Source organism: Thioalkalicoccus limnaeus, from assembly GCF_041197575.1.
Classification (GTDB): Bacteria; Pseudomonadota; Gammaproteobacteria; order Chromatiales; family Chromatiaceae; genus Thioalkalicoccus; species Thioalkalicoccus limnaeus.
In genome coordinates this window covers 95,929-108,558 of sequence record NZ_JBDKXB010000009.1, presented here as the reverse complement: position 1 = coordinate 108,558, position 12,630 = coordinate 95,929, and the positions used below count along the sequence as shown (strand labels likewise).

Below are 12,630 nucleotides of genomic sequence, written 5' to 3'. Positions count from 1 at the left end.
ACCATGAATCTGCGTGACCTCAAATACATCATCGCGGTCGCCGAGACCCAACACTTCGGGCGGGCCGCGGAGCGCTGTTTCGTCAGCCAACCGACGTTGAGCGGCCAGATCAAGAAGCTCGAGGACGAGCTCGGCGTCACGCTGTTCGAACGAACCAATCGTTCCGTCGTGGTCACCCCGATCGGCCACACCATCCTCGGCCATGCTCGCACCCTGCTCGAACAGGCCGATGCGATCGAGCGTGCCGCCCGCGCCCATCAGGATCCGCTGCAAGGCCCCCTGCGGCTCGGGGCGATCCCGACCCTGAGCCCTTACCTGATGCCCTTGATCCTGATTCCGTTGCGTCAGCGCTATCCGCAACTGAAACTGGTCCTGTTCGAGGAAATCACCGAGAGCCTGCTGCGGCGCCTGCGCCGACACGACCTGGATGCGGCGCTGCTGGCCACGCCGCTTGACGACCCCGAACTGGCCACACTGCCGCTGTTCGAGGAGCCCTTCTGGCTCGCGCATCCGTGCGGACATCCGTTGGCCGAACGGGACCCGATCGGGCCGCAGGAACTCGAGCAGATCGATCTGTTGCTGCTCGCCGAAGGGCATTGCCTGACCCATCAGGTCATGGAGGTCTGCCGTCTCGCCGAACGACCAAGGCACGGGGACATGGCCGATCTGCGCGCGGCGAGCCTCGAGACCTTGCTGCAGCTCGTCGACGCCGGTTTCGGCTGCACGCTGCTCCCGGCCCTGGCCACCTCGGGCCACCGGTTGACCAACGGCGGTATCCAGATCCGCCCGCTCGAAGTGGCCGATGCCTTTCGGCGCATCTCGCTGGTCTACCGCCGCAGCTTTCCGCGGCGCGAGGCGCTCGAGGCGCTCGCGCGGCTGATCGTCGCGCAGCTGCCCGCGTCGGTGCGCCCGTTGCTATCGCCGTAACAGGCCGCGACCTCATCCGCGTAGGCTCGCCGGCAAGGTGCCCCTCGTCAGCGCCTTGCGAAACGGGCGAGACAACCGATCGGAAGCCGGGCGGGCTCAGCGCTGCTGCTCGAACCACACGGCGACCCCCTCAGCCATAGCGGCCGGTGATGTAGTCCTCCGTGGCCTTCGCAGTAGGATTCGTGAAGATGTGCATGGTGTCGGCGTATTCGATCAGCTCGCCCAAATACATGTAGGCGGTGTAGTCGGACACGCGCGCCGCCTGCTGCATGTTGTGCGTGACGATCAGGATCGTGTACTTCTGCTTGAGCTCGTCGATCAACTGCTCGATCTTGGCCGTCGAGATCGGGTCGAGCGCCGAGGTCGGTTCGTCGAGCAGAATCACCTCGGGCTCGATCGCGACGGCCCGCGCGATCACGAGCCGCTGCTGCTGACCGCCGGAGAGGCCGAAGGCGTTGACCTGCAGACGATCCTTGACCTCGTCCCACAGCGCGACGGCCTTCAACGAGCTCTCGACCACCTCGTCGAGCGTGCGCTTGTCCTTGACCCCCTGCAGCCGCAAACCGTACGCGACGTTCTCGTAGATCGATTTCGGAAACGGGTTCGGCTTCTGGAAGACCATGCCGATTCGGCGCCGCAGCTCGGCGACATCGATGCCGCGCCGATAGATGTTCTCGTCATGCAGGTTGATCGCGCCTTCGATCCGACAGCTGTCGATCAGATCGTTCATCCGGTTGAAGCAGCGCAGCAGTGTCGATTTGCCGCAACCGGACGGACCGATGAAGGCCGTGACCCGCTTCGCGGCGATCGCCATCGTGATCGACTTCAAGGCCTGATCGTTGCCGTAATAGAGATTCAGGTCCTCGACCGTGATCGCGATCTCCTCGTCGGTCAAGGAGCGAATCTTGCGATTCGCCGTGTCGAACAGCGCGGCGTTGAGACTCGGCGCCGCCGCGGCATGGGTTGGGATCATGATGCCTCTCCGATGATCTTCGTCGATTCGCTACAAGCCACGCCAGACGTCAAGACTAATCGCTCTCGGCACGGTACTTCTCGCGCAGGTGGTTGCGGATCGTGATGGCCGTCAGGTTCAGCACGACGATCAAGAGCACCAGGATCAGCGCGGTCGCGTAGACCAGCTGTTCGGCGGCCTCGGCGTGCGGACTCTGGAAGCCGACGTCGTAGATGTGAAAACCCAGATGCATGATCTTGCGTTCGAGGTGGATGAACGGGAAGTTTCCATCGATCGGCAGGGTCGGCGCCAGTTTGACGACCCCCACCAGCATCAAGGGCGCGACCTCGCCGGCCGCGCGCGCGATCGCGAGGATCAGCCCGGTCATCATCGCCGGTGTCGCGAGCGGTACCACGACCTTCCAGAGGGTTTCGCCCTTGGTCGCACCCAAGGCCAACGAGCCCTCGCGGATCGTCGACGGGATCCGTGCCAGCCCCTCCTCGGTCGACACGATGACCACCGGCAGCGTCAAGAGCGCGAGCGTCAACGAGGCCCAGAAGAGGCCAGGCGTCCCGAAGGTCGGTGCCGGTAAGGCCTCGGGATAGAAGGCGCGGTCGATGGCACCGCCGGTCAGATAGACGAAAAAGCCCAAACCGAATACACCGAACACGATCGAGGGCACGCCAGCGAGATTGTAGACCGAGATCCGAATCGTCTTGAGCAAGGGCCCCTGCTTCGCGTATTCGCGCAGATAAATCGCGGCCAACACGCCGAACGGCGTCACGATGATCGACATCACGAGCACCATGACGACGGTCCCGAAGATCGCCGGGAAGATCCCGCCCTCGGTGTTGGCTTCACGCGGGTATCCGAAGATGAACCCGACGAAATCATCGACGTAGAAACCGATCTTCGCCGGGAGCGACATCTGGTTCGGCTGCCAGGCCTTGACGATGTCCGCGAGGCGGATGGTCACCTCGCGTCCATCGGCAGCCCGCATCAGGATGGTGTCGCGTGCCACCTCGCGGTACAACTCATTCAAGCGTGTCTCGAGGACCGCATAGTCCGCCTGCAAGTGCTCGCGGCGCTCCTGCAATTGCGCCTCGAGCTGCTCGGTCAGGGTGCCGCGCAACTCCGCTCGGCGCCGGTCGAGACGGACCCGTTCGAGCGCGAAGTTCACGTTGCCGATCGCCCCCCGTTCGATCGAGCGGATCTCGTCGAACAGATCGTTCGCGCGGCGCACGCGTGTCTGGAACTCCGACCACAGGGCCTCGCCTTCGGCCACCACCCGCCCGTCCTCGAAGAGGCGCACCGGCGTGCCGTAGAAGTCGCCCCATTCACGCCGCTCGAGGACCGCCATGTCTTTCGGGTAGCGCCATTCCTCGAGGAAATCGTCGATGAAGTAGCCGAAGTCCCGGCCCGTCACGTCGCGGTTGCCCATCTTGATCAGATGGCGCGTCACCACTAGCTGCTCTTCGGGGATCGGGATGCCCGTCTCGCGAATCGCCTGCGCGGTCAGTGTCTCCGAACGACGCAGCTCACCGACCACCGGCACCGGATCCTGGCCAGGAAGCTCGTAGACCGTCTCGAACACCGGATGCGGCCAGAAGGCGCCGAATCCGCGCACCAGGATCAGCAGCAACAGGCCGAAGACCATGATCATGCTGATCGTGACCGCCCCCCCGTTCAGCCAGATCCACGGGGCCCCGCTCTTCCACCAGTTCTTCACTTCGCTTACCTCGACTCGGATCCGGGGTTACAGGGACGCGTAACGCTTGCGCAGGCGCTGGCGCACCACCTCGGCGGCGGTGTTGAGCACGAAGGTGAACACGAGCAGGACCAGAGCCGACAGGAAAAGCACCCGGAAGTGCGTCGAGCCGACCGCCGTCTCCGGGAGCTCGACCGCGATATTGGCCGCCAGCGTGCGCATCCCTTCGAACAGGTTGAAATTCACGATCGGGCTGTTGCCCGAGGCCATCAGCACGATCATGGTCTCGCCAACGGCCCGCCCGAACCCGATCATGATGGCCGAGAAGATCCCGGGACTGGCGGTCAAGAGCACCACCCCGGTCACCGTCTGCCAAGGGGTGGCACCAAGCGCGAGCGACCCTTGCGTCAGGTGCTTCGGGACGTTGAACACGGCGTCCTCGGCGATCGAAAAGATCGTCGGGATCACCGCGAAACCCATCGCCATGCCGACGATCAAGGCGTTGCGCTGGTCATAGGGGATGCCGACATCGGTAAACCATTGCCGCATCGATCCATCGAAGAAGGCAATCTCGATCCAGGGGCTCGTGGTGACGACGATCCAGCCGGTCGCGATCACGACCGGGATCAGCAAGGTCGCCTCCCACCCGGACGGGATCAGGTGGCGGAACCCGGCCGGCAGACGCGACCAGAGAAAACCCGCGAGCAGGATGGTCGCCGGGAACAGCAAGGCGCCCGTGACCAGGATCGGCAGGTTGTTCTCGACATAGGGGGCGAGCCAGATACCGGCCAGGAAGCCGAGGATGACGGTCGGCAGGGCCTCCATCAACTCGATCGACGGCTTGACGACGCGGCGGATCGACGGCGCCATGAAGTAGGCGGTATAGATGGCCCCCATGATCGCCAGCGGGGTCGCCAGCAGCATCGCGAACAGCGCCGCCTTGAGCGTCCCGACCGACAGCGGAACCAGGCTGAGCTTGCTCTCGAAGGCATCGTCGGCCGATGAGGATTGCCAGATGAACTCGGGCTGCGAGCGCCCCTCGTACCAGACACGGCCCCACAGCGCGCTGAGCGAGGTCTGCGGGTGCGGGTTGTCGATCTCCAGCACCCGTATGAGCCCCTGCTCCTCGCTCAGGATCAGGGCGCGCGCATTGTTCGGCCCCATCGCCATCCGCGTCACGCCCGCTTCGAACACCGGTTCTTGCGCGAGCGTGACACTCGAGGTCGCGTAATGCAGGCCTACCGTGCCCGAACGATCCCCGGACAGGAATCCCTTGCGCAGATACTCGGGCGCGATGAAATCGACGGCGCCGGGATGGTCGCGGAAGCCTCGGACCAGGGTCACCCTCGGCGTGCCGGTCTCCTCATCGCGGACCAGCATCCACTGGCGGACGCTACCGTCCGACCCGCCGACCATCAGCGACCGGGAGCCGACCAGGAACTCGGCCGCCGTCACACGGACGCCTTCGCCGACCAGATCGACTTCCTCGATCAGGAAGGCGTTTCTCGGATCGACGATGTCATACGAGGCCAATCGCCCGCGGTCATCGATCGCGAACAGATTGCGCAGGGATTCGTTGACGAGGATCTGACGAACCGGCCGCCCCAGCGGCGGCAGCTGGGAGTCCTCGCGTTGTACCTGGACTACGCCCGTCATCAGGTTCCGCCGCGATGAAAACATCGCGACGGCGATGGCGCCCTCTTCGGTACCGACCGCGACGATATAGCCGCCGCGTCCTTCGATCACCGCCAACGCCGAATAATCGCCGGTGATCTCGGCGCCGATCTGGATCGGATCCGAGCCGAGCGGGTAGGACAGCTCGGGACGGATCTGGCGTTCCCCATGGACGAAGACCTGCGCAAAATCGAGCTTCACCGGCAACACGCTGCCATCGGAATAACCGAAGACGAAGAGACTGCGACGGGCCTCGGCGCGGCCGAAGCTGGTGATCCGTTCACCGTCCGGGATCGGCACCTGCAGCCGTTCGCGCGGCTCCCCGGTCAGCGCATCGAAGAAGGTGATGGCGCCCGACTGCGAGAACCGGGCACCGAGCTGCTCGAAGCGGTCGAGTGCCAGATGCAGCGTCGGTGTCCCGTCGATGTCGCCAGGCACCGCATACTCCGCACGTATCTCGACGGCCACCGGTTTCAGCAGCGGGAAGGTCTCGTAGAACAGGTACACGAAGATCAGTGCCAACGCGATGATCACGCCGATACCGCCGGCACCCACGCCGTAGAGCGAGAAGCCGTCGCGCAGCGATCGCCATTTCCGAAGCTTCCGGCGACGCTCTTCGGTCGGCAACAGGGAACGCGGAGCGCGCGCCAGCTCGCTCGAGGACTCGGACATGGTGTACCTCAGACTTGACAAAGGGAGGTAGCGAGAACGTCTTACGAGACAGGCCCCCGCCACCGTGCGGCGGCGAGGGCCTGCATCGGTTCAGCGGGGGCCTCAGTCGAGGTTCGCCTCGGTGCGGAACCGCGCGGCGGCCTCGGCCGACAAGGTCACATAGCCGTCCTTGTGCACCACTTCCTGCCCTTCCTTCGCGAGAACCATCCGGAAGAACTCACGCTCCATCGGGTTCCAGCCATCGTTCGGGTGCTGGTTCGCGGCGATGTACAGGAACCGGGCCAACGGGTAATCGCCGGTCGCGGCGTTGTCGCCGGTGGCTTCGAACGCCTGACCGCCATGCTGCTTGGCGAGAGGAACGACGCGCACGCCCGCGGTGCGGTAGCCGATGCCCGAGTAACCGATGCCGTTCAGGGTCTGTTCGACGCCACGGACGACCGCGGAGGAGCCGGGCTGCTCGTTGATCGTGGACTTGAAGTCCCCGCCGCACAGCGCGACTTCCTTGAAGAAACCGTAGGTGCCAGAGACGGCGTTACGGCTGTAGAGGGTGATGTCACGGTTTTCCCAAGCGCCTGTCAGTCCGACCTGACCCCAGGTCGTGATGTCCTCGCCCAACCCGCAGGCGCGGGTCGCCGAGAAGATCGCATCGACCTGCGGAAGCGACAGGGACTCGATCGGGTTGTCCTTGTTGACATAGACCGCGACCATGTCGATCGCGACCGGCACCAAGGTCGGTGGGTAGCCGTGGCGGTCCTCGAAGGCCCGTTGCTCGGAGTCGCGCATCGGCCGGCTCATCGGGCCGAAGTTCGAGGTGCCTTCGGTCAGGGCCGGCGGCGCCGTCGAGGTGCCAGCGCCCTGGATCTGGATGTTCACGTTCGGATAGAACTTCGCGAACTCCTCGGCCCACAGTGTCATCAGGTTGTTCAGGGTGTCGGAACCGACCGAGCTCAGATTCCCGGAGATCCCCGACACACGCTCGTAGCTGGGCAGATTCGGATCGACTTCGGCGGAGGCGATGGAGGCCGTCAGGCCCATGGCCGCGGCAACACCAAGCGCCAGGGTCGTCTTAAGCAACATCTGGATAGTCCTCAGTTGGCAATGGAAATCATGAGCGGACCCGGGGAAGGAAACCGGGTCCCGTCCCGTGGAGCCGCGCCGCCACGAAGGTCCGCGGTCGCGCAGCGAACATCAGTATGGCGGCTCCTGGTAACGGCAAGATGAAGGAATCGTGACGAAACCATGACAAGCAGCGACACCGGCCTATCGCTGCCTGATCGGCCAACCGGGGCAGCGCGTGGGCCGACCGGCGATCGAGCGCCATCGAACGCCTCTCGAATCGCCGTTCGTGACGACGGGCGGCCGCGCTGATCCGACGGTTGGGGCCTCATCGCAATCCCTCATCGCAATCCCGGTACCGGCTGCTGTGTCGGGTCGAACTCCGGCGGCGCGTCCGGGACGACGATCGCGAGCAGGTCCAGTTCGAAGACCAGGGTCTCCTCGGGGCCGATGACGCCGCCGCCGGCGCGGCCATAGGCCAACTCCGGCGGCACGACGAGCCGCGCACGCGTCCCGACCGGGAGTGACACCAGGGTCTCGCGCCAACCGTCGATGGTGCGCGCGACCGGAACTGTCGCCGGCATGCCGCGACGCCACGAGTTCTCGAACTCGCGCCCGTCGAGATGCCGACCGCGATAATGGACTTCGACCCAGTCGTCCTCGGTCGGAATCTCCCCGTCGCCCGGCCGCAAGACCTCGACCTGCAACCCGCTCGCGAGCGTGACGACCCCGGCGCGCAGGCGATTGGCGGCGCGGTAGGCGGCACCCTCCTCGGCATTCAGCTCGGCGAGCAGGATACGGTCCTCGATCTGCGCCGGGCTCAGGCCGCACGAGCGGACGAACAGGAAGATCCCCGCGAGGGCCACCAGACTCACGATGATGACGCGCAGCATCTCGCTGTCTTCATTGGTGCCTGACCGCCCAGTCTAGCGCCCGCCGACGCGCGGTTCCGACCTCGCCCGCGGACAGCTCGTCCTCGAGCGCCACCCACAGCTGCTGGCCCAACGAATCCCCATTGGCCGCGGCCAGATTGGCCCACATGGCCGCGGCCACCGGATCCGGTTCGACCCCCCGTCCCGTCAGGTACATGAAGGCCATCCAACCCTGTAGTTCGGCATGGCCGCCGTCCGCACCGATCCGGGTGAAGTGCGCCGCCCGCTCGGCATCGACCGGATGACCGCCGATCCCTTCGATGTACAAGCGGGCGATGAAATAGGCCGCCGGCGCCAGCCCTTCGGCGAGGGCCTGGTCCAACAATTCACGTGCCTCGAACACCCGCTCCGGCGCGCGCCCACCCTGCGCATCGGCGATCAGCACCGAGGCCCAGGCGACCCGCGCCGGCGCGTGACCGGCCTCGATCGCCCGCCGAAACCAGCCCTCGGCCGTCGCCCGATCGCGCGCGACTCCGTCGCCGCCGAGATACATCCAGCCGAGCTTGACGGCAAAGTCGTGGGCCCCGCCGCGCGCCGCTCGCGCATACCAATCGGCCGCCGCGCGGCCATCGGCGGGGACCCCATGTCCTTGCTCGTAAATCCAGCCGAGGTAGGCCATCGCAGTGACCGACCCGGCCTCGGCGGCCTCCTCGAACGCAAGCCGTGCCGCCGCCCAGTCGGGCGGCTGCCGTTCCAGGTAGGCGTGGGCGCGCGCCTCCGGCCCGCTTGCCGAGGGTCGGGCGGCTTCCTCATCGGCCGCCGTCGCGGGTAAGGCGACAATCAGGGACGCGACTAAGAAGGCGGCCACGAGGATCCGATCCACCCACGGCGGTCGGGGGCCAGGAATGCGAGGCATCAGACTATCGTCCTGTGCTGCTGGCGATCGCGTGATCTTATGACACGAAGATGACCATTCTGTGACGCCCAACCATCGGCCCCGCGCGGACCAGAGACACAAGGTCCATCGGAACAGGCTCTACGTTCGGCTCAACCCCCGGCTGGGATCGGTGGTGGTGCATTCCTTGCCGATCCGTTTCGCCATTTGCCAATCACATCCCGGTTGTCGGCTAGAATTCGAGTCATGATGGTCCGGCCGGATGCTCTCTGCCGAGTTTGCGCCGGGCCGTGGAGCACAGGCCCTGTGGCAATGAAGCTCCGAATCTGCCGGCCAAAGAACCGGGGCGTCCGTGACCGGGTCGGGTCGTCGAGAACTCGACAGCGGTTGGCCGCGAAGCTCGACTCGAGTCCAACCGACCGGGTCACGGATGGAGACATCATTGACTTCCGCTGCGCATCTGCCTTCCGCATACCGGCCCTTCGGCGACGACCTCCGCCTGCGAGCCCTTCTCGAGGCCCTCCCGGATCTGGTGTTCGAGGTCGATCGGGATGGTCGCATCCATGCCTACCATGCGCCGACCGAGGACGCACTGGCCGTCCGGCCGCCGGACTTGCTCGGTCGCCCCCTCGGTGAAATCCTGCCCGAGAAGGTGGCCGGGGTCTGTCTCGCGGCACTCGAGGAGGCCGCCGGCACCGGAGCCTCGCGCGGCTCCCAGTACCGGCTCGATACGCCGGCGGGGCGCCGTTGGTTCGAACTGTCGATCGTCGAGCTGGGGCGTTCAGACCACGCCGACAGGCGTTTCCTCGCACTCGCGCGCGACATCACGGATCGGCGACGATTCGAAACCGCACTGGATCTGCTGACGACCCGACTCGCCGGTTTGTCCGGCGAGGCCTTCCACGAGGCCATCTGCCGGCATCTTGCCGAGGAATTGGAGGTCGATCGCGTCTTCATCGGCCACCTCGACCCCGCGGGAACCGGGCGGCGGTTGGTCGCCGGTTGGGTCAACGGGCAGCCAACGAGGCGATACGATGATCCTGTGGCGGAACGCGGCGGCTCCGACGAGATCGTCGGAGACCCGACCCCTGTCGGCCTCGTCGGGGTCGCCGAGAGCGACGAGGGATCCAAACCGACCCAGGACATCGCCGCCCGCTATGAACTGCCTTTGTTCGATGAACATCGGGTCCCGCTCGGGATCATCCTGCTCGAAAACCGCCGCCCGTTCGCCGACCTCGGCGCCGTGCGGATGCTGGTCGATATCTTCGACAGGCCGGTGGCCGCCGAGCTCGAGCATGCTCGGCTCGATGCCGCGTTGCGGCACAGCGAGGGGCGATTCCGGCAACTGTTGGAGCGGCTCCCGCGCATCTCGGTCCAAGGCTACGATGCGAATCGGCGCGTGATCTTCTGGAACGAGGCGAGCGAAGAGATCTATGGCTACACGGCCGACGAGGCCATGGGCCAGCGACTCGAAGACCTGATCATCCCCGAGACGATGCGGGCCACCGTCATCCAAGGCATCAGCGATTGGATCGAACGAGGCATCCCCATCCCGGCCGCGGAGTTGGAACTGCTTCGCAAGGATCGCACGCGCGTGCCGGTGTTCTCGAGTCATGTGATGCAACGTCGCGCAACGGGCGAGCCCGAGATGTACTGCATCGATATCGACCTGACCGACCAGAGGCACGCGCAGCACCAGGTGAAGCTGGCCGCCAGCGTCTTCACACATGCGCGCGAGGGAATCCTGATCACGGATCCTTCCGGGGTCATCGTCGAGGCCAACGAGGCCTTCTGCCGCTCGCTCGGCTACGACTACGGGGAGCTGGTCGGCCAGACCCCGCGAATTTTCCGCTCGGCCCGGCACCCGACCGAGTTCTACGCGCGGATGTGGCAACGTCTCCGCGAGCGAGGCTACTGGACCGGCGAGATCTGGAATCGCACCAAGGATGGCCAGATCCGCCCGGCGATCCTGACGATCAGTGCGGTGCGCGACGAGATGGGTCAGACCCGGCAATACGTCGGACTCTATGCCGACATCTCGGCCCAGAAGGCGCATGAGGCCGAGCTCGAGTTCCTCGCTCATTACGACCCGCTGACCAGGCTACCCAACCGCAATCTGTTGCGCGATCGCCTCGAACAGGCGCAGGCCCAATCGATTCGCCGGCGACGACTCGTGGCCGTGGCCTACATCGACCTCGACGGCTTCAAGACCATCAACGACCGGCACGGTCATGAGTTCGGCGACCGGGTACTCATGGTCCTGGCCGACCGCATGAGGGCCTCGTTGCGCAAGGGGGAGACCTTGGCCCGCATCGGCGGGGACGAATTCGCCGCTGTCCTCGTCGACCTGTCTGACCAACGCGAAGTCACGCCCTTCGTCGACCGCCTGCTCGGCGTGATCGCCGAACCGATTCCGCTCGACGACGAGGAGCTGACGATCTCGGCCAGCATCGGCATCAGCATCTATCCGCAAATGGAGCCCCTCGATGCCGAGCAACTGTTGCGCCAAGCCGATCTCGCGATGTACGAGGCCAAAAGGTCGGGCAAGAATCGTTTCAACCTGTTCGATGCGGATCTCGACCGTCGTGTCCGAATCCATCATGCGCAACTCGCGCGGATGCGTCGCGCGATCCATCAGAAGGAGATCGAGCTCTTCTACGAGCCCAAGGTCGACATGCGTACCGGGACCGTCATCGGCTGCGAGGCCTTGCTGCGCTGGCGCCATCCGGAACAGGGGCTGCTGTCCCCGGCCAGCTTCCTGCCGGAATTGGACCAGGGCACCATGGGTATCGAGCTCGGCGAGTGGGTGCTCGACCAGGCGCTGAGGCAACGCCAAAGCTGGCAAACGCGCGGCTTGGACCTCTCGCTCAGCGTCAACATCGCGGCCTATCACCTGCAACGGCCCGACTTCGTTCAATGGCTGCGCCGTATGTTGACCGTGCATCCCGGGGCGGCCGGCGGGCTCGAGCTCGAGGTGCTCGAGACCAGCGCCTTGACCAATCTCGCGGCGGTCGGCCGCGTCATCGAGGCCTGTCAGGACCTCGGCGTCAAGGTCGCGCTCGACGATTTCGGAACGGGCTATTCGTCGCTGACCTATCTTCGCCATTTGCCCGCCGGCCTGATCAAGATCGACCGCAGCTTCGTCGCAGGGATGAGGGAGCACCAAGATGACCTGACGATCGTCGAGGGGGTGCTGGGCCTGGCCCGCGCGTTTCGCCGGCAGATCCTGGCCGAGGGGGTCGAGACCGTCGAACATGGTCGCTGGCTGCTCCGGCTCGGCTGCCGGTTCGGCCAAGGCTACGGCATCGCCCGCGCGATGCCGGCCGACGAACTGCCAGAATGGCTGGCCGGGTGGCAACCGGACCCGACCTGGTCCGGCATCCGCGAACTCGACACGACCGACAAACTGCTTCTTCACGCGATGGTCGAGGTCAGAACCTGGAGCCGCGCGATCCAGGTTCCCGGCCGAACGGACGGGCCGTGCCAGCCGAGGATCGGCCATGACGGAAGCGCTCTGGCTCGCTGGCTCGCCAGCGCTGGGCGCACGGGCGCCGACCCGCATCTCGTCACCGTGCTGAGAGAACGGCTCGCCCACGCCCGGGGCCTGTCGTGCGGTGGACAGCACCACGGCATAACCGAAGCCCCACCCGACCACGACCCGGTCGCCGATTGCCGCGATGCGCTGCTCGAGGTCTTGGAGCGACTCGCCGCCCGATGACGTCGCTCGACCATACCGCATCGGGCATACACGGAGCATCATCGACGCCTGCGGCGACGGTCCTGTTGGATCCGGTGGACGGCACCCGACCTGTCCGCCGCCTGACGGCTTCCCAACGTGACCCGATCGAGTGGGCGCCATTGGACCGGCGTTGCA

8 protein-coding genes are annotated in these 12,630 nt (G+C 65.7%); 2 read left to right on the top strand and 6 right to left on the bottom strand.

Features of this window, described 5'->3' with window-relative positions:
• The first annotated feature begins 3 nt into the window (after nucleotides 1–3).
• Nucleotides 4–927 (top strand): LysR substrate-binding domain-containing protein, encoded by a 924-nt coding sequence (locus ABC977_RS09180; protein ID WP_369666950.1) that lies wholly within the window; start codon nucleotides 4–6, stop codon nucleotides 925–927.
• A gap of 130 nt (nucleotides 928–1,057) precedes the next feature.
• On the opposite strand, the gene pstB is transcribed toward ABC977_RS09180, so the two are convergent.
• The 6 genes from pstB to ABC977_RS09150 form a co-directional block, all read right to left on the bottom strand.
• The gene (gene pstB / locus ABC977_RS09175; RefSeq protein ID WP_369666949.1) at nucleotides 1,058–1,900 is read right to left on the bottom strand and encodes a phosphate ABC transporter ATP-binding protein PstB; all 843 of its coding nucleotides are present in this window, start codon (nucleotides 1,898–1,900) and stop codon (nucleotides 1,058–1,060) included.
• A 55-nt stretch (nucleotides 1,901–1,955) separates the two neighbouring features.
• The gene (gene pstA / locus ABC977_RS09170) at nucleotides 1,956–3,608 is read right to left on the bottom strand and encodes a phosphate ABC transporter permease PstA (protein WP_369666948.1); all 1,653 of its coding nucleotides are present in this window, start codon (nucleotides 3,606–3,608) and stop codon (nucleotides 1,956–1,958) included.
• A gap of 27 nt (nucleotides 3,609–3,635) precedes the next feature.
• Complete coding sequence (locus tag ABC977_RS09165; protein WP_369666947.1) at nucleotides 3,636–5,933, bottom strand: ABC transporter permease subunit; 2,298 nt, start codon at nucleotides 5,931–5,933, stop codon at nucleotides 3,636–3,638.
• Between the two features lie 102 nt (nucleotides 5,934–6,035).
• The gene (locus tag ABC977_RS09160) at nucleotides 6,036–7,010 is read right to left on the bottom strand and encodes a PstS family phosphate ABC transporter substrate-binding protein (protein WP_369666946.1); all 975 of its coding nucleotides are present in this window, start codon (nucleotides 7,008–7,010) and stop codon (nucleotides 6,036–6,038) included.
• A gap of 320 nt (nucleotides 7,011–7,330) precedes the next feature.
• A complete protein-coding gene (locus tag ABC977_RS09155; RefSeq protein ID WP_369666945.1) occupies nucleotides 7,331–7,882 on the bottom strand; it encodes an FKBP-type peptidyl-prolyl cis-trans isomerase in 552 nt (183 codons plus the stop codon).
• Nucleotides 7,883–7,892: 10 nt separating this feature from the next.
• Nucleotides 7,893–8,729 carry a tetratricopeptide repeat protein gene (locus tag ABC977_RS09150; RefSeq protein ID WP_369666944.1) on the bottom strand — a complete coding sequence of 279 codons (837 nt, stop codon included), beginning with the start codon at nucleotides 8,727–8,729 and terminating at the stop codon, nucleotides 7,893–7,895.
• Nucleotides 8,730–9,198: 469 nt separating this feature from the next.
• On the opposite strand from ABC977_RS09150, the gene ABC977_RS09145 reads away from it, so the two are divergent.
• Nucleotides 9,199–12,474 carry a sensor domain-containing protein gene (locus ABC977_RS09145; protein ID WP_369666943.1) on the top strand — a complete coding sequence of 1,092 codons (3,276 nt, stop codon included), beginning with the start codon at nucleotides 9,199–9,201 and terminating at the stop codon, nucleotides 12,472–12,474.
• Nucleotides 12,475–12,630: the final 156 nt, after the last annotated feature.